Here is an 18,147-nt window from a genome sequence, read left to right as displayed (position 1 = left end):
TTGAATTGAAAAAGAAAAAAATATTTATTGGAACAATTATTTCATGCGTGATGCTAGCATTATCTGCATGTGGTTCCTCAGACAACGTAGTAACATCAAAAGTAGGGAATGTTACAGAGAAAGAATTAAGTAAAGAATTACGACAACAATATGGAGAAAGTACTTTATATCAAATGATGTTAAGTAAGGCATTGTTAGATAAATATAAAGTTTCAGATGAGGAAGCAAAAAAGAAAGTAGAAGAAGCAAAAGATAAAATGGGTGAGAACTTTAAATCGACTTTAGAACAACTTGGGTTGAAAAACGAAGATGAATTAAAAGAAAAAATGAAGCCAGAAATTGCATTTGAGAAAGCGATTAAAGCAACAGTTACAGATAAAGATGTGAAAAATAACTATAAACCAGAAATGAAAGTAAGTCACATTTTAGTGAAAGATGAAAAAACGGCTAAAGAAATAAAGGAGAAAGTAAATAATGGTGAAGATTTTGCTGCCTTAGCAAAACAGTATTCAGAGGATACTGGTTCAAAGGAACAGGGCGGGGAAATATCTGGTTTTGCTCCTGGGCAAACAGTGAAAGAATTTGAGGAAGCTGCGTATAAATTAGATGCAGGCCAAGTAAGTGATCCGGTTAAAACAACTTACGGTTACCATATTATTAAAGTGACGGATAAAAAAGAATTGAAGCCATTTGATGAAGTAAAGGATAAAATTCGTAAAGATATAGAACAACAAAGACTACAAGATACGACAGGTAAATGGAAACAACAAGTAGTCAATGATTTATTGAAAGATGCTGATATTAAAGTGAATAATAAAGAATTTAAAGATACATTTAAATTTCTAGAAAAGAAATAATGACTGTAATCATAATTAGAAAAGGGAACTCATATAGAGTTCCCTTTTCTAATTAGTGTGTGAGTTATAAATAGATAGTAAGACAATACAATATTACATTTAAATATTAAGAATTACAATGGAAAATTATGGTTTATAATTATTTCAACGAAAGTGGATATTCTACGCTTTTCATTATGCAAGTTTATTACATATATTTACTCTTTAATAATGAATATCGAACATAATTTAAAAAATAATACATATAATGTTTTTGAATAAATATTTAACATGGATAATTAGTAAAAAGCTGAGCATTCGATTGGAAAGGATGCTCTTTTTGTTGTGAAAATTTTAGGATAAAGAATGAATCGTTTTAAACGCATCATTTACCACATCAATAAATTAAGGTGGGGAGAATATATGAAAGTAATCTTTCAAGGAGAGGGCGGAGCGAAAATTTTTGAGTCAAATGATGAAAATATAAGTGATTTATTAGCTATATTAAAAGAAACGAAAGGGATTAAAATCGGAATTGTTGAGTATAAAGTGTTAAAGTACGAACTTAATTATTTTCGTCATCCGAAAAAAGCGGATACAGAGAGAGAGTTACATATAATAGTACAACCTAAGTATATGTAATGAAATATAATAATAAAAATCACTGATTCAGTTTTGTAAAGTTCCATAGAGTATGTAAGAAAAGAGAGTGTTGTAAATGCTCTCTTTTCTTATGCTTTGTGAGTTCGTTCATCATAGTATATGTGTTCAGTTATAGATGGTTAATAAACGAAAAAATTTAAAACTTTTTTGTTTAGGCAGGGATTTTATATTTGAGTAAATAAATATACTATGAAGTATTTTTTATACGAATATTGGAGGAGTATAAAATGAGTTTAGCAAGTTACATAGGCTGTAATGTAGAAATTCCGTTAACGGAGCCCGATTCTAATGATGTAATTGTTTTTGGACCATGTTTTGCAGATGAAAGTATGCTTGAAATTGTACAAGAGTATCAATTCCAAAAAAATTACATATATGAGGTTTCAACTAGTTGGGGAATTGAACTTGTCGAGTGGCAAAACGTAAAGGAAAAAAAAGAAGCGAAAGAAAAACTTTTAACTTTATGCAAGATTATGGAAGGTTATTTGGAAGATGGAGACTATTTTGAATTATTCAGTTGTTGGGTTGGTGATGAAGATAAGGAACGAGTAGGGGAATTGAAATTAAAAATAAATCATTTTAATATAGATGAATTATGTATTCCAGAAAGAACATTAGTTAGGATAGAAAAATAAGCTTTGAATATTTTTTAGAAAAAGGCGATTTCACTTTGTGTGAAGTCGCCTTTTAGTTTTTATATGCATTTTATATAAGAAATGAAAAGTTTATTTGATAAAGGAAAAAATATGGAGATAAATAAAATTATGTTTTTTGTTAAGAAATAATAAGTATAGCTCTTCTCAAAGGAACGTAAGTTCGTGTATAATAAGAACGAATGTTCTTTTAAGAGGTAACCTAATTATAGTTTAGAAGTAAATTCGAGTTTAGTAAGTATTAAAAATAACTAAGGGATAGCATGAATAAATAAATGTATAAATGATCAAGGAGATAAAAAATGAACGATGTAAAGATACAAAAAGAAGAAAGAGAGTGGGTTCCGTTTACAGTAATGTCCGAACAACTTTTAAATATGAGAAAGATTATTGGAGAGAAATTAAAAGTACAAAAACCGCTTTTAACAAATGAAGCAAAAGAGAGGATTTCTGATAAATTATTAACGTCATTACTGTCTGAGAAAGAAATATTGGTAACATATTTTGAAGATGGTTACATATTAACAAGCTACATGACTGTTGTACATATCAATCCGGTAAAACAAATTGTAATTTGTACAGACGCCTTTTATAAAACTTACGTATTTAACGCTATGGATATTATTGAAATAATGTAAAAGAAGCTGAATATTAAATGGCAGCTTTTTTTATTTCTGATTTATGAGACAAATAATATAAGAAAAAGCAGCTAGCTTTGTGCTAGCTGCTGAGCCCCAGGGAAAGGGAGAAAAAGATAGGGTACTCCAAAATCGATAAGAGCTGTCAAACAGCCTGATTATAGTATAGACAAATTAAAATTTTCTATACAAAAAGTTGAACATAAGATTAGGCTGTACCCACTTGGTTTTGATCTGCAAGGTCAGAATCAAATGTATTGGTCGCGCTAACACCGCTAAAAGTATTAACAACAAAACCAACGTTTGATGCGCCGGAACCATTATAAGCTTTCGTATTTTCTTTCGGAGAAACGTTGTAGAAATCACCTAAGTTAAATGATCCATTACTATTTTGTACAACTAAATTTCCTACAACTGATGGCATAATTTTCACCTGCTTTATAATAAGTTGTTAACATTACTATATGGAGTTATAGTCCAGATGGTTCATATAATAAAAATTGTGGAATAGTAAAACGTTTGGAGCATGGATTTCAATAAAAGTGTGTTAAAATTAATATAATAAAGTTGAGTAATTTTTTAAAAAAATTTGTATAATTGATATATATGAAAATAAAGGAGGCAAAATGTAATGAAAGATATTATGAAAAAAGTTGATTTAACAGATGCCAAATCAAGTAATCTTGTTGCACTAATTTATAGTAATGAAGTTATATTAGTTGAAGACGCATTTTGTCCAAATGAAATAAAATTAAAGTTTAATGAAATTGCAATTTTATCTGCAATTAAAACAGCTCATATTGCGAAAGTGTCTATTAGGAAAGAACTTGAAGCGCTTTTTCATGATACGGGTGTTATATTAGTGAAACAAAATGTTGATTATGGTAGTAGCCAATCTATTACCATGCATTTTGAGCAATTTAAAAAGTTGCAAGATGAGATTGAACATTTAAATAAAAGTATGTAATAAAGCAGCTAAATAAAGGTTCTATCATAAAGGTGGAATGTGTTGTGTTGAAAAAGTGGTTTAAAAATTATTTGGGTGAATCGCATTGTAAACATAAATATATTTTTATTAAGATGCAGGATAATGAGAATTTTAAAAAAGGGACATTAGGTGTAGTTTATATTTACCAGTGTGAGAAATGTGGAAAAGAGAAGTTGAAATGTAAAAACAATAATGAAATAAACAATGAATTTTTAGATATATAGCAAAAAGTAACCATGATGGTTACTTTTTTGGTTTATGTATACAATATCAAAACCATTACTAAAGTATGAGTTGAGTTGATACTATAGTAAATCGCTGAATAAAAATGAAGAGAGTAAGATATAGGGAAGGAGGATGAGAGAAATGAAGCGAAAAGAAATTAGTAAATCTGTAATTATTACAGGCGTGACACAAGGGTTAGGGCGTGCGATGGTTGATCGATTTCATGAATTAGGGTGGAACATATATGGTTGTGGACGTTCAAAAGATAAAATTGAAGAACTAAAAAAGCAGTACAGTAAAATACATGATTTCCAAGTAATTGATGTTTCAGATTCTCAGCAAGTTAACAATTGGGCAAATTATATACTTAATACACATACAGCTCCCGATATGATAATAAATAATGCATCGATTGTAAATCAAAATGCACAACTTTGGAAAATTACGGCTCAAGAATTCGAAAATGTAATGAATGTAAACGTGAATGGTGTAGTAAATGTAATAAGAGCATTTGTTCCAGCGATGGTAGCTAGGAAAGAAGGAATTATCATTAATATGAGTTCTAGTTGGGGGAGAGAAGGTGAGGCTGAGCTTGCGCCATATTGTGCCTCGAAATTTGCTATTGAAGGTATCACTAAATCTATGGCCCTGGAATTACCCCATGGCATGGCTGTAGTTGCTTTAGATCCTGGAGGGAGTATTAGTACTCCAATGCTGAAGTCATGTGCGCCACAATATATAAATGAATCGCCTACACCTGAAACTTGGTCACATAAAGCAATTGAATATATATTGAATATAACAATAGATAAAAATGGAGATTCATTGACATGCCCAGCATGCATATAAAAAGCACCTTTAAGGTGCTTTTATATTAGTAGCACATTATATCATTCACAAAATTACATCTAAAAAATAAAATAAAAGATTAAGGGTGAGATTTGTTTGTTTTGAAAGCTTTAGAAAATATTTAAATAGGTGATAAAAATGAATCCAAGCAGTTTAAAAGTGACAGGGGCATGGTTTCAAGTGGGAGGGAATCTTACAGCTGCTATTGGAACGACAAGAGGATTTATTGGAGAAGAGAAAGTTGAATCGGATCTTGTTATTGTAGGAAGCTCATTACAAGCCCTCGGATATATATTACAAATCATTGCGAGCAATTATGATGATGGGGAAGAAAAAAGAGAAAATCAAAATATAGGCTTAGAGAATCAAAGTAAATTACTTGATCAAATAGGAATTGAGTTATTAGCATTAGGCAATATATCAAATGTAATAGGAACATATTTTAATATAAATGAACAATTGAAAGAAAATGATTATCTTATCATTACAGGGAACAGTTTACAATCGATCGGTGCTTTTTTAGGAGTAGAAGCAGCTTTGTTGGATATAAATGTATTACAGAAAATTATTATACTGGGTAACTCCATGCAAAGTTTAGGGGCTGGATTACAAGCGTATCAAGGTGTTTCAAATGTATTGAAAGATGAGAGAGAAAATGAAGATAGTATTTTTGATAAGAAGGATGAGAGAATCATTGCACTCATTGGTATTTGGATACAAGCGATAGGAACGTTAATTTCTGCAATTGGAGTAACTGCAATAGAGGAAGAAAATAGGCTAGAAAACAATAAAAAGTCTGAAATACTTATTTAAATAGAAGGAGATACATTGATTTTAGAGGTAGGTTAAGAATAAAATGGTAGTAGGTTTTTTTGCGTATAGATAGAATATATAAAGTAAGAGATGTTATATATACTTAATGAAAATTTATGTAATGCCAACATCATAAGATTTCTTTGCGTATATTTTGAAAAGTGATATATAAAATAAAAAATAAGGAGTTTTCAAGGGATGATGTATTTATTAGCAATTCTTCTTCCACCTGTTGCTGTATTATTTTGTGGAAAACCAATTCAGGCAATCATAAATTTTATATTAACATTAATATTTTGGGTTCCAGGGGTTATACATGCAATTCTTGTAGTGCATGATAAAAAAGCTGATCGGCGTTTGAAAAAACAAATTCAAGCATATGATGAAATTAATAAGAGGAATCGAAGATAATTCATCTGCAAAATGTTTTTAAAAGGAAGGAGGATTAACCTCCTTTCTTTTTTAGTGGGTGTTAAGTTTAGATTTTTGTGTGGCGGAAAGAATTTTTAATGTAAGTATTATGATAATAACTTTTAGATTGTGCATGTAATAGGCCAGTATAAATACTTTCTGGTACATTAAAGAAATCGTACATACCATTCTTTAATTGGATTCGCAAAATCATAGAAAAAGGATTGTAGCCAACAGCAACTATATTTTTTGAAATTACGGGAGATAGCTTCATCATTACACAACTCCTCACTTTTCATTTTTAATAATTTCTTGTAGATGTTGAGGTTGTGATGTTGAAATCCTTATAATTTAAGAGGTATTATACTTATATGCAATATATTAAATGTTTGTTATACGTAATTATAAGGAAGTTCACACGAAGTACATATCGTTGTGCTATTTTTATTTCACCTTTGATTTATAAATAAGAAAATATTGACCATTTGAAAAAAAGGTATATTATTTATACGAGGTATTAAAAATTCACTTTCTACATTCTATGCTTAAAGGGGCAGCGTTATTAGGAAAAATAGAAGTGAAAATAGTTTGTATAAGAAGTATTCTAAAATTTATAATCTGTGAATTAGGAAAATATTGAATGCTCCAGGTCAATATACTTTCTTAATCAAATTCATTTTAGAAAGTGACCTCAATATTTTTAAGTAAATCAACGGGAGAATTGAAAGGCAGGAGAAAGTAACATGTCAGAAAATTATCGTTCTCGAGAGGAACGACGACAAGTTAAAAAGAAAAAACAGCCAGCTTCTAAAACACAAAAACCAAAAGGTAAAACATCATTCTTTCGCAAGTTTTTAATTACTTGTTTATTACTTGGTATTGTTGGTTTAGTGGCGGGGGTTGCTACCTTTTTCGTAATGATTAAGGATGCACCAAAACTTGAGAAAGCAAAACTTGTTAATCCGTTATCCTCAAAAATTTATGATAAAAACGGGGATTTGGTATATGAATATGGAAAAGAAAAAAGGACGAATGTTACGTATGAGCAAATACCTAAATTAGTAGAAAATGCATTTTTAGCGACAGAAGATTCACGTTTTTATGAGCATAGCGGAGTAGATTTTAAAGGTACTGCCCGTGCTGTTCTAGTAAGTCTTAAAGGGGATTATGGTTCTCAAGGTGGGAGTACGATAACACAGCAAGTTATTAAAAACTACTTCTTATCAATGGACAAAACACCAAAGCGTAAGGCGCAAGAAATATATTTAGCTTATAAGCTAGAACAACAGTATTCAAAACATGAAATATTAGAGATGTACTTAAATAAAATTAACTTAGGAAACCGTTCATATGGGATCGCAACAGCAGCACAAAACTACTATGGTAAAGAATTGAAGGACTTAACATTACCAGAAGTTGCGATGCTTGCAGGTTTACCGAAAGCACCGAATAACTATGATCCAACGAAAAAAGAAAATGTTCAAAAAGCAACAGAAAGAAGAAATGTTGTTCTAAGTTTAATGAACCGACATGGATATATAACAAAACAGGAAATGGAAGAAGCAATAAAAGTTGACGTAGAAAAGGGACTCAAGCCTGCAACTCAACTACAAACAATGCCATACCCTGCATTTATGGATGCAGTTGTGAAAGAAGTAGAAAAAGAATTACCAGATGCTAATATCGGTTCTGACGGTTTAGAAATTTATACAACGTTAGATCCGAAAGCACAGAAACTTGCTGATAATATTTTAAATAATAATATCATTGATTATCCGAACGATAAATTCCAAGGTGCATTCACATTTATGGATACGAAAACAGGAGAAGTTCGTGCTATAGGTAGTGGCCGTGGAGAAAATAAAGCTGTATTTAAAGGGCATAATATGGCAATTGAATTAGATCGTGCAGCTGGTTCAACGATGAAGCCGATTTTCGACTACGCTCCTGCAATTGAATATTTAAAATGGGCTACGTACCATCAAATTGATGACTCTCCATTTAAGTATTCAACGGGACAAGAAGTACGAAATGCAGATAGAAGTCATATGGGTCCAATTACAATGCGTGAAGCATTAAAAATGTCGCGTAATATTCCTGCAATTAAAACTGCAAAAGAAGTAGGGATTAGTAAATCGAAAGAATTCTCTGAGAAACTAGGTATTACATTTAATACAGCACCGACAGAATCGACAGCGATTGGTACAAATGAAGTATCGCCAACTGAAATAGCGGGTGCTTATGCGGCATTTGGTAATGAAGGTAAATATACGAAACCACATTTTGTTAAGAAAGTCGTTTATCCAGACGGTAAGTCACAAAGTTTTGGACAAAAACCAAAACAAGTTATGACAGATTCTACCGCATACATGATTACTGATATGCTTCGTTCTGTAGTTACATCTGGTACTGGTACATCGGCAAATGTAGGCTCCTTAGATGTAGCTGGTAAAACGGGTACGACAAACTATTCATCAAAGCAATTAGCTCAATATAAAATTCCAGAAAGTGCAACTCGTGATAGTTGGTTCGCTGGATATACACCGCAATATACGATGGCAGTATGGACTGGGTATATGAAAGATGGTAAAGACGAGTATATTAGTAGTAAGAATACGAAAATTGCACAGTTGATCTTTAAAGAAATGATGAGCGAAATGGCTACAGATAAATCACGCTTTAAAATGCCAAGTAGTGTTATTCAAGAAGGTAGTGAGCTACGTATAAAAGGTGAAAAACGTGATTCATCGCCAAATACTAGCGTACCGGATACAACGGAGCAACCAAAACAAGATCAACAGCAAAAAACTGAAGAAGAGAAAAAGCAAGAAGAATTAAAGAAACAAGAAGAACTGAAAAAACAAGAAGAACAAAAGAAACAAGAGGAACTTAAGAAGCAAGAAGAACAAAAGAAACTAGAAGAGCAAAAGAAACAAGAAGAACAAAATAATGGAAATGGCCAAGGAACGACACCTCCAGCAAATAACGGAGGAGGTCAAGGAAATACGACACCTCCAGCAAATAATGGAGGAGGTCAAGGAAATACGACACCTCCAGCAAATAATGGAGGAGGTCAAGGAAATACGACACCTCCAGCAAATAACGGAGGAGGTCAAGGAAATACGACACCTCCGGCAAATAATGGAGGAGGTCAAGGAAATACAACTCCACCAGCGACCACACAACCAGAGACTGGCGGTAATGCAGGAGAGCCCCCTGCTAATAATGGGCAATAAGAAAAATTTATAAAAAATATTAAAAAGCACTTAAGATTTGTGAAAATTACAATCTTAAGTGCTTTTTTCGTTTAAATGTAGTAGCTATGAAATGATGTGTTTTAAATGTTAAACGTACCATAAAAATTTTGAAAATAAATTGATGGGAAATGATAAAAGACTTGAGCCTGAGGTAGTGGAGCGTGGCTAGGATGATAAAAGGTAGTGCTACTTGGATGGGCACCATGATGCCAAAATGAAGGGGTAGCTTGACCTGGTGATTGGTATTGTTGCCAAATTGCTGGAAGTTCAATGCCGACATCGGAACTTGCTGTATGAACGGCGGGGGCATGTATTTCGGGTATCGAAGGAACCGCGACAGTTACTCTTGATGATAATACCCACATAAAATAATCACTCCTAAGTTGTGATAATAAATTAGTATATTCTTTTCACACGTATAAAGGTACATATATAGGACTTTCGTTTAAAATATGCGTACAAAGTCTTAAGACTAATGTAAGCTAATGGTGGACTATTTAATATGAAAAGATACGTCTATTTGCGGAGGGAAAAGAGATCAATAAAATGTACAATGAGGGTGTTAATCGTAATATTTTACGAGTGTATGGAGGTATTTTTATGGAACGATTATGGACGAAATCATTTATTCAAATGACTTTCGCAATGTTATTTTTATTTACAGGATTTTATTTACTTGTTCCAACGCTCCCGCTCTTTATTAAAGAGATAGGTGGCAATGAATCGCAAGTTGGACTTATGATGGGGATGTTTACAATAGCTGCTGTTGTAATACGACCGATTATTGGAGGAATGTTAGATCAATATGGTAGAAGATCCTTTATTATTTTCGGACTCATCTTTTTTGGCTTAACGATGTACTCCTATAATATAGCATCGACTATTGTCCTTTTAGCTGTTTTACGTGTTATTCACGGAGTAACATGGGCTGTTTCTACAACAGCTGTTGGAACAGCAATAACGGATATTATTCCAGATTCACGCCGCGGTGAAGGTATGGGTTGGTATGGGATGGCGATGACAATTGCAATGGCGATTGGACCTATGATTGGATTATGGGTTGTGCAAAATTATTCATTTGATGGTCTATTTTTATTAGCGACGTTGTTATCTTTTATGGCAGTTGTATTATCATTAATAACGAAGATCCCATTTACGCCACAAAAAGAAAAAGGGAAAATTCAGCTATTTGAGAAATCCGTATTAACAATCACGATTGTAGTATTCTTTTTATCGTTTGCATATGGAGGAATAACAACCTTTTTACCGTTATTTGCATCATCAATTCATGTAAACCCGGGAACTTTCTTTCTTGTATATGCAATTGCATTAACAATTGTAAGACCAATTTCAGGGAAACTATTAGATAAGTATGGAGAAGTATTCATCATACTTCCAGCATTATGTATTACTATTTTAGCTATAGTTGTTTTAACTATCTCAAATGGTTTGATAGGTGTAATTATCGCAGCAACATTATACGGTATTGGATTTGGTTCAGCGCAGCCAGCTTTGCAAGCGGCAATGCTTACAATTGTCGATCCGAGTAAAAGAGGAGTTGCAAATGCTTCATTTTTTACAGCGTTTGATTTAGGAATCGGGTTAGGTGCTATTTTACTTGGAGTTGTTTCACAAATGTTTGGTTATCGTATTTTATTTTCAGGGAGTGCAATTTCAGCATTGATAGCCTTAATTATTTTCGTCTTCTTTGTAAAACAACGATTAGGAAAAAAAGAGTTTGCGTAAACTGGAGGAATAAAGATGAGAATTTCAATTGATCGTAAAGCTCTGCAATGGTTCCAGGAAGAATTACGTATAAAGCACGGTGAATCTGTACGTTTTACTGTAAGGTACGGAGGGGATAGTTCAATTCAGCCCGGATATTCTTTAGGGGTTGTTGCTGAGAAACCCGATGGCGAAATAGTGTCAGTTGAGAAGGAAGGTATTATATTTTTTGTAGATTCTGATGATCTTTGGTATTTTCAAAACTATGATTTATTTGTAAGTTATCATGAGGAAATGGAAGAAATTCAATTTAATTATGTAAAATAATAACTTTATTAAAAATGAATAAGTTTTATATAAAAATTATATTTAAGAGATAGTGAAATAAATATCATATAGTAACGAGCTGTATTTATGTACAGCTCGTTTTTTCTATTTCTCAAATAAAATTAGAATAATTGTATATTTGGCGGTGTTATATGAAAAATCTTTATATCTTGTTTTTGAAAATACGCAAAGAAGTCTATCCTTTCTTTATAAAATATAAGAATTATTTTCAAAAAATTGTATTGTTACAGTAAGAAAAGTGTAGGAAACTTATCATTATAAAATAAATTGAAATCTTCTAAAAACTCTGATACATTGAAATAGAAATGTAGTTTCACAGTATTGTAAAGGCTTACAGTTATGTGCACGAAGATCTATTAGGATTGGAGGAAATAATGATGAAAGCTGAAGAGAAATTTTCCCCGGGATTAGATGGTATAGTGGCAGCGGAGACGAAAATCTCGTTTCTTGACACAGTAAAAGGTGAAATTGTAATTCAAGGGTATGACTTAATCGAACTCTCAAAAACAAAAGAGTATTTAGACATTGTGCACCTTTTATTGGAGGAACACCTACCGAATGAAGATGAAAAAGTAACACTTGAAAAGAAATTAAAAGAAGAATATGCAGTACCAGAAGGTGTATTCAACGTACTAAAGGCATTGCCTAAAGAGACGCATCCCATGGATGGATTACGTACAGGTGTGTCAGCGTTAGCTGGTTACGATAATGATATCGAAAACCGCTCGTTAGAAGTGAATAAAAGCCGAGGGTACAAGCTGTTAAGTAAAGTGCCAAACATTGTAGCGAATAGCTATCATATTTTAAATAATGAGGAGCCAATTGAACCTCTTAAAGAATTATCTTATAGTGCGAATTTCTTCTATATGTTAACTGGTAAAAAACCAACTGAACTTGAGGAAAAGATCTTTGATCGTTCCCTTGTTTTATATAGTGAGCATGAAATGCCAAACTCTACATTTACAGCTCGCGTTATTGCATCAACACAATCAGATTTATACGGTGCTTTAACAGGTGCAGTTGCATCTTTAAAAGGAAGTTTACATGGCGGTGCAAATGAAGCGGTTATGTACATGCTTTTAGAAGCTGGTAATGTTGAGAAATTTGAAGAGTTATTACAGAAGAAACTATATAACAAAGAAAAAATTATGGGCTTTGGACACCGTGTTTATATGAAGAAGATGGATCCAAGAGCACTTATGATGAAGGAAGCTTTAAAACAGTTATGTGATGTAAAAGGTGATTATACACTATATGAAATGTGTGAAGCTGGAGAAAAGATTATGGAAAAAGAAAAAGGAATTTATCCAAATCTTGATTATTATGCAGCTCCAGTATATTGGATGCTAGGTATTCCAATTCAACTTTACACACCAATCTTCTTTAGCTCTAGAACAGTGGGGTTATGTGCGCACGTTATTGAGCAACATGCAAATAATCGTTTGTTCCGTCCTCGTGTAAATTATATTGGCGAGCGACATGTACTTAGTAAATAAGAACAACTGGGGAGTTGTTAGCGCCGCCCGCCAGATGGGTGTTTGACCGACACCCATCATTAATAATAACGAATTTTCGACAGAAAGGGAAGAATAGCATGATTAAAACAAATGAAATTAAGCAAAAAGATGCATTATTAGAAGAGATTACCGATTATGTATTAAATAAAGAGGTTACTAGTGCAGAAGCATTCAGTACAGCTCGTTACGTATTACTTGATACACTTGGATGTGGAATTTTAGCACTGCAATATCCAGAATGTACGAAATTACTAGGACCAGTTGTGCCAGGAACAATCGTGCCAAATGGTACACGTGTACCAGGTACGTCTTATGTACTAGATCCAGTAAAAGGTGCATTTAATATCGGATGTATGATCCGTTGGTTAGACTATAACGATACTTGGCTTGCAGCAGAGTGGGGACATCCATCTGATAACCTAGGCGGAATTTTAGCAGTTGCAGATTATATTAGCCGTGTTCGTATTTCAGAAGGAAAAGAAGCTTTAAAAGTACGTGAAGTATTAGAAATGATGATTAAAGCACATGAAATTCAAGGCGTGCTTGCTTTAGAAAACAGCTTAAACAGAGTTGGTCTTGACCATGTATTATATGTAAAAGTAGCAACAACTGCAGTAGTTGCGAAAATGCTTGGCGGAACACGTGAAGAAATCTTTAATGCATTATCACATGCGTGGATTGATAATTCTAGTCTTCGTACATATCGTCATGCTCCAAATACGGGCTCACGTAAATCATGGGCTGCAGGTGACGCAACGAGCCGCGGTGTTCATCTTGCAATGACTGCTCTAAAAGGTGAAATGGGTTATCCAACAGCATTATCTGCGCCAGGATGGGGATTCCAAGATGTATTATTCAATAAACAAGAATTAAAATTAGCAAGACCACTAGAGTCATATGTAATGGAAAATGTATTATTTAAAGTGTCATATCCAGCAGAATTCCATGCACAAACGGCTGCAGAATGTGCAGTGAAGTTGCATCCGGAAATTAAAGAGAGATTAGATGAAATTGACCGTATTACAATTACAACTCATGAATCAGCAATTCGTATTATTGATAAAGAAGGTCCATTAAATAACCCAGCTGATCGTGATCATTGCTTACAATACATTACGGCAATTGGTTTATTAAAAGGAGATATCGTTGCAGACGATTATGAAGATGCAGTAGCAAACGATCCACGTGTAGATGAATTACGTAATAAGATGGTTGTTGTTGAAAACAAACAGTACAGTTTAGATTACCTTGACCCGAACAAGCGCTCAATCGCCAACGCTGTTCAAGTTCACTTTAAAGATGGCACAGTAACAGAAAATGTGGAATGTGAATATCCGCTTGGTCACCGCTTCCGTAGAGACGAAGCAATTCCAAAAGTTGTTCAAAAATTCACTGCAAATATGGCAGGTCATTATTCTAGTAAGCAACAAGAACAAATTCATGAAGTTTGTTTAAATGAAGAAAAACTAGAAAATATGAATGTAAACGAATTTGTAGATCTATTCTTAATTTAATAATAGGGGGGAATTTAGAATGGCTTGGGTTGTGAAAAAGCAGTCAACACAAGAGGAGCTTGCGAATCGATTCCGAGCTTTAGTAGAAGCAAATGAAATTTTGCAAATTCCAGGTGCTCATGATGCAATGGCAGCTCTTGTTGCGAAAAATACAGGTTTTTCAGCTCTTTATTTATCAGGAGCTGCTTATACTGCAAGTAAAGGCTTACCAGATTTAGGTATCGTGACGTCTACTGAAGTGGCTGAGAGAGCAAGAGATTTAGTAAGAGCTACAGACTTACCTGTTCTTGTTGACATTGATACAGGATTTGGTGGTGTACTAAATGTGGCGAGAACAGCTGTAGAAATGGTGGAAGTGAAAGTAGCAGCTGTCCAAATTGAAGATCAGCAATTACCCAAAAAATGTGGACATTTAAATGGTAAGAAACTTGTTACTACAGAAGAATTGGTTCAAAAAATTAAAGCGATTAAAGAAGTTGCACCGAGCTTATACATTGTAGCACGTACTGATGCTCGTGGCGTTGAAGGATTAGATGAAGCAATTGAAAGAGCAAATGCATATGTAAAAGCAGGTGCAGACGCAATTTTCCCTGAAGCGCTTCAATCAGAGGAAGAATTCCGTCTATTTAATAGTAAGGTAAATGCACCTTTGCTTGCGAATATGACTGAATTCGGAAAAACTCCATATTATAGTGCAGAGGAATTTGCGAATATGGGTTTCCAAATGGTTATTTATCCTGTAACTTCACTTCGCGTTGCAGCGAAAGCGTATGAAAATGTGTTTGCTTTAATTAAAGAAACAGGTTCTCAAAAAGATGCACTTTCTAATATGCAAACGAGAAGTGAATTATACGAAACAATTTCATATCATGACTTTGAAGAGTTAGATACTGGTATTGCAAAAACAGTATTATCAGAAGATCAATAGATAAAGCAGCGAAGGCGATGAAAATACATCTTTGGCAAAATAAAATGCTTGATGTGAAAAATCATCGCCTTCTATTTTCAAAAAAGATATTCCACTCATCGTAGACGAGCATAAGCAAAAAGCTATGAAAGCCGAATGATAGGGGGATACATATGGAGAAAACGAAGTTACCATGGGATGAATTTTTTTCACTTAATAAAGATATAAATCATACTTACTTTACACCAGAAGATTTTTCAGGTGATGAAGATTTAATCGCAAAAACGACAGAACAATTCGTTAAACAAGAAATTGTTCCACAAATGGAGAATATTGAACAACATAACTATAAAGTTTCTCGTCAATTATTTGAGAAAGCTGGGGAACTTGGATTATTAGGCATTGAGGTACCAGAAGATTATGGCGGGTTCGAGTTAGGAAAGGCTGTCTCAGGTCTTGTAGCAGAGAAAATGGGTTACGCTGGTGCGTTTAGCGTTTCTTTTAATATACACGCTGGTGTCGGTACATTGCCTTACATATATTATGGAACGAAAGAGCAAAAAGAAAAATATTTACCGAAAATCGCATCGGGAGAATGGATTGGGGCTTATGCTTTAACAGAGCCAAATGCTGGTTCGGATGCATTAAGTGCAAAAACAAGCGCCGTATTGAATGAAGAGGGAACAGCTTGGAAGTTAAATGGTGAGAAGCAATGGATTACAAATGCTCATATGGCAGATGTATACGTTGTTTTTGCGAAGACAAATAAAGGAATGACAGCGTTTATTGTCGAAAGAACATGTGAAGGTGTATCTATTGGATTAGAAGAAAAGAAAATGGGGATTAAAGGTTCTTCAACAGCGACTCTTATTTTAGAAGATGTTGTCATCCCTGTTGAAAATGTTTTAGGGGAAGTTGGGAAAGGGCATCACGTAGCCCTTAATATTCTTAACTTTGCTAGACTTAAACTTGCTTTTGGAAATATTGGAACAGCAAAACAAGCAATTGGTTTGTCGGTTCAATATGGAAAAGAGCGAAAACAGTTCCAAACGGAATTAGTAGACTTTACGATGATTCAAGAGAAAATTGCAAATATGATCATTGCTACATATGGAGCCGAAAGTGCAGCTTATCGTACGGCAGGTGTAATCGATGAAGCAATTCATGAGAGCGATGAAGATCTTATGAAGAAAATGTCCCAATTTGCAATTGAATGTGCACTAAATAAAGTAAATGCTTCTGAAACACTTGCTTATATCGTAGATGAAGCTGTACAAATTCATGGTGGTTACGGTTATATGCAAGAGTATGAGGTAGAACGATTATATCGTGATGCTAGAATTAGTCGTATTTTTGAAGGAACGAACGAAATTAATAGATTAACAGTTGCTAAAATGCTAATGAAGCAAATCGAACAATTAGAAGATACTGAAGTAGAAAGTGATGTAGCAAATGTAGAAAGAAACCATCGTTACATTTTATTAGCGAAAAAATTGTTGAAACAATCTTTGAAAACGCTCTCTAAAACTCCAGGCCTAAAAATTGACCAAGAACAAGAATATTCACGTGTAATTTCAAATATGTTGACGGACGTGTACGTCATGGAATCAGCATTTTTACGTACGAGAAAAGCGGTACGTAAAAATGGTGAGGAAAAAGAACGTACGAAGCAATTAATAACGGATGTTATTTGTGAAGAAGGATACCGTAAAGTAGAAGAAGCGACGATTTCTGTACTTTCAGCAGCTGTCACAGAAGAACAAGATAGACATGTGATTTTAGCTGGAATCCGTCAATTATTAGTGCCTTTATACACGAACGTATTTACGAAGAAGAGAGAAATTGCGAAAGCTATTATAAATCGCGGGAAATATATTGTGTAAATAGGAGGAAAGCGATATGAAAAAGATTGGTTTTATCGGTTTAGGTAACATGGGCCTTCCAATGTCAAAAAATCTAGTTAAATCAGGTTACACAGTATATGGCGTGGACTTAAATAAAGAGGCGGAAGCGTCCTTTGAAAAAGAAGGCGGAATTATCGGTCTATCAATCTCAAAACTAGCAGAAACATGTGATGTAGTTTTTACAAGTTTACCTTCACCTCGCGCTGTTGAAGCGGTATATTTTGGAGCAGAAGGATTATTTGAAAATGGTCACTCGAATGTAGTTTTCATTGATACAAGTACGGTATCGCCGCAGTTAAATAAACAGTTAGAGGAAGCTGCAAAGGAAAAGAAAGTAGACTTTTTAGCAGCACCTGTGAGCGGTGGTGTAATCGGAGCCGAAAACCGTACATTAACGTTTATGGTTGGTGGATCAAAAGACGTATATGAGAAAACGGAATCTATCATGGGCGTACTAGGCGCGAACATTTTCCACGTTAGTGAGCAGATTGATAGTGGTACAACTGTTAAGTTAATTAATAACTTATTAATTGGTTTTTATACAGCTGGTGTGAGTGAAGCTTTAACATTAGCGAAAAAGAACAATATGGATTTAGATAAAATGTTTGATATTTTAAATGTAAGTTACGGTCAAAGTAGAATTTATGAACGTAATTATAAAAGTTTTATAGCACCTGAAAACTACGAGCCAGGATTTACTGTGAACTTATTGAAGAAAGATTTAGGATTTGCAGTTGACTTAGCTAAGGAAAGCGAACTCCATTTACCGGTAAGCGAAATGTTATTAAACGTATATGACGAAGCGAGTCAAGCTGGATATGGTGAAAATGATATGGCTGCTTTATATAAGAAAGTTAGCGAGCAATTAATTTCTAATCAAAAATAAATTATACAAAGGA

At 33.7% G+C, this 18,147-nt stretch carries 20 protein-coding genes; 17 read left to right on the top strand and 3 right to left on the bottom strand.

All coding sequences use genetic code 11. From position 1 onward, the window contains the following. The first annotated feature begins 5 nt into the window (after positions 1 to 5). From MKY38_RS10805 to MKY38_RS10790, 4 genes are all read left to right on the top strand, one after another. Complete coding sequence (locus MKY38_RS10805; protein ID WP_000727348.1) at positions 6 to 857, top strand: peptidylprolyl isomerase PrsA; 852 nt, start codon at positions 6 to 8, stop codon at positions 855 to 857. 402 nt (positions 858 to 1,259) lie between these two features. Further along, on the top strand, positions 1,260 to 1,478 hold the full coding sequence (locus MKY38_RS10800; protein WP_341048966.1) for a hypothetical protein: 219 nt from the start codon (positions 1,260 to 1,262) through the stop codon (positions 1,476 to 1,478). A gap of 248 nt (positions 1,479 to 1,726) precedes the next feature. Continuing rightward, positions 1,727 to 2,134, top strand: a complete 408-nt coding sequence (locus tag MKY38_RS10795; protein ID WP_006925988.1) for a hypothetical protein — start codon at positions 1,727 to 1,729, stop codon at positions 2,132 to 2,134. A gap of 320 nt (positions 2,135 to 2,454) precedes the next feature. Then, on the top strand, positions 2,455 to 2,790 hold the full coding sequence (locus MKY38_RS10790; RefSeq protein WP_002024004.1) for a YolD-like family protein: 336 nt from the start codon (positions 2,455 to 2,457) through the stop codon (positions 2,788 to 2,790). Positions 2,791 to 2,998: 208 nt separating this feature from the next. Here MKY38_RS10790 and gerPF read toward each other — a convergent pair whose 3' ends face one another. After that, positions 2,999 to 3,214: a spore germination protein GerPF gene (gene gerPF / locus MKY38_RS10785; protein ID WP_001141569.1), complete on the bottom strand. Its 216-nt coding sequence runs from the start codon at positions 3,212 to 3,214 to the stop codon at positions 2,999 to 3,001. Positions 3,215 to 3,421: 207 nt separating this feature from the next. On the opposite strand from gerPF, the gene MKY38_RS10780 reads away from it, so the two are divergent. From MKY38_RS10780 to MKY38_RS10760, 5 genes are all read left to right on the top strand, one after another. Continuing rightward, positions 3,422 to 3,757, top strand: a complete 336-nt coding sequence (locus tag MKY38_RS10780) for a hypothetical protein (RefSeq protein ID WP_000651907.1) — start codon at positions 3,422 to 3,424, stop codon at positions 3,755 to 3,757. Between the two features lie 44 nt (positions 3,758 to 3,801). After that, a complete protein-coding gene (locus MKY38_RS10775) occupies positions 3,802 to 4,002 on the top strand; it encodes a hypothetical protein (protein WP_000915146.1) in 201 nt (66 codons plus the stop codon). A gap of 142 nt (positions 4,003 to 4,144) precedes the next feature. Beyond that, entirely contained in the window at positions 4,145 to 4,852 is a 708-nt protein-coding gene (locus MKY38_RS10770) for an SDR family oxidoreductase (protein ID WP_000823062.1), read from the top strand. Positions 4,853 to 4,990: 138 nt separating this feature from the next. Further along, the gene (locus tag MKY38_RS10765; RefSeq protein ID WP_001070038.1) at positions 4,991 to 5,665 is read left to right on the top strand and encodes a DUF6944 family repetitive protein; all 675 of its coding nucleotides are present in this window, start codon (positions 4,991 to 4,993) and stop codon (positions 5,663 to 5,665) included. A gap of 198 nt (positions 5,666 to 5,863) precedes the next feature. After that, positions 5,864 to 6,076 (top strand): YqaE/Pmp3 family membrane protein, encoded by a 213-nt coding sequence (locus tag MKY38_RS10760; RefSeq protein WP_000990233.1) that lies wholly within the window; start codon positions 5,864 to 5,866, stop codon positions 6,074 to 6,076. A 67-nt stretch (positions 6,077 to 6,143) separates the two neighbouring features. Here MKY38_RS10760 and MKY38_RS10755 read toward each other — a convergent pair whose 3' ends face one another. Beyond that, a complete protein-coding gene (locus MKY38_RS10755; RefSeq protein ID WP_000977081.1) occupies positions 6,144 to 6,353 on the bottom strand; it encodes a KTSC domain-containing protein in 210 nt (69 codons plus the stop codon). 466 nt (positions 6,354 to 6,819) lie between these two features. Here MKY38_RS10755 and MKY38_RS10750 point away from each other — a divergent pair, with 466 nt between their 5' ends. Further along, positions 6,820 to 9,312 (top strand): PBP1A family penicillin-binding protein, encoded by a 2,493-nt coding sequence (locus MKY38_RS10750; protein WP_046392670.1) that lies wholly within the window; start codon positions 6,820 to 6,822, stop codon positions 9,310 to 9,312. Between the two features lie 101 nt (positions 9,313 to 9,413). On the opposite strand, the gene MKY38_RS10745 is transcribed toward MKY38_RS10750, so the two are convergent. Next, the gene (locus MKY38_RS10745; RefSeq protein WP_000270101.1) at positions 9,414 to 9,698 is read right to left on the bottom strand and encodes a hypothetical protein; all 285 of its coding nucleotides are present in this window, start codon (positions 9,696 to 9,698) and stop codon (positions 9,414 to 9,416) included. Positions 9,699 to 9,933: 235 nt separating this feature from the next. On the opposite strand from MKY38_RS10745, the gene MKY38_RS10740 reads away from it, so the two are divergent. From MKY38_RS10740 to MKY38_RS10710, 7 genes are all read left to right on the top strand, one after another. Beyond that, on the top strand, positions 9,934 to 11,079 hold the full coding sequence (locus MKY38_RS10740; protein WP_000440662.1) for an MFS transporter: 1,146 nt from the start codon (positions 9,934 to 9,936) through the stop codon (positions 11,077 to 11,079). Between the two features lie 15 nt (positions 11,080 to 11,094). After that, positions 11,095 to 11,385, top strand: a complete 291-nt coding sequence (locus tag MKY38_RS10735; protein WP_001222842.1) for a HesB/YadR/YfhF family protein — start codon at positions 11,095 to 11,097, stop codon at positions 11,383 to 11,385. A gap of 395 nt (positions 11,386 to 11,780) precedes the next feature. Beyond that, positions 11,781 to 12,902: a citrate synthase gene (gene mmgD / locus MKY38_RS10730; RefSeq protein WP_002041090.1), complete on the top strand. Its 1,122-nt coding sequence runs from the start codon at positions 11,781 to 11,783 to the stop codon at positions 12,900 to 12,902. Positions 12,903 to 13,000: 98 nt separating this feature from the next. Next, complete coding sequence (prpD, locus tag MKY38_RS10725; RefSeq protein ID WP_000598123.1) at positions 13,001 to 14,437, top strand: 2-methylcitrate dehydratase; 1,437 nt, start codon at positions 13,001 to 13,003, stop codon at positions 14,435 to 14,437. 19 nt (positions 14,438 to 14,456) lie between these two features. Beyond that, entirely contained in the window at positions 14,457 to 15,365 is a 909-nt protein-coding gene (gene prpB, locus MKY38_RS10720; protein WP_098376361.1) for a methylisocitrate lyase, read from the top strand. A gap of 152 nt (positions 15,366 to 15,517) precedes the next feature. Further along, the gene (locus MKY38_RS10715) at positions 15,518 to 17,227 is read left to right on the top strand and encodes an acyl-CoA dehydrogenase family protein (RefSeq protein WP_098376360.1); all 1,710 of its coding nucleotides are present in this window, start codon (positions 15,518 to 15,520) and stop codon (positions 17,225 to 17,227) included. Positions 17,228 to 17,243: 16 nt separating this feature from the next. Further along, entirely contained in the window at positions 17,244 to 18,134 is an 891-nt protein-coding gene (locus MKY38_RS10710; RefSeq protein WP_000719409.1) for an NAD(P)-dependent oxidoreductase, read from the top strand. Positions 18,135 to 18,147 lie beyond the last annotated feature (13 nt).

Source organism: Bacillus sp. FSL R5-0585 (genome assembly GCF_038004545.1).
Classification (GTDB): domain Bacteria; phylum Bacillota; class Bacilli; order Bacillales; family Bacillaceae_G; genus Bacillus_A; species Bacillus_A cereus.
Note: the sequence above shows the minus strand (reverse complement) of the source record. Positions and strands in the feature narration are given on the sequence as shown.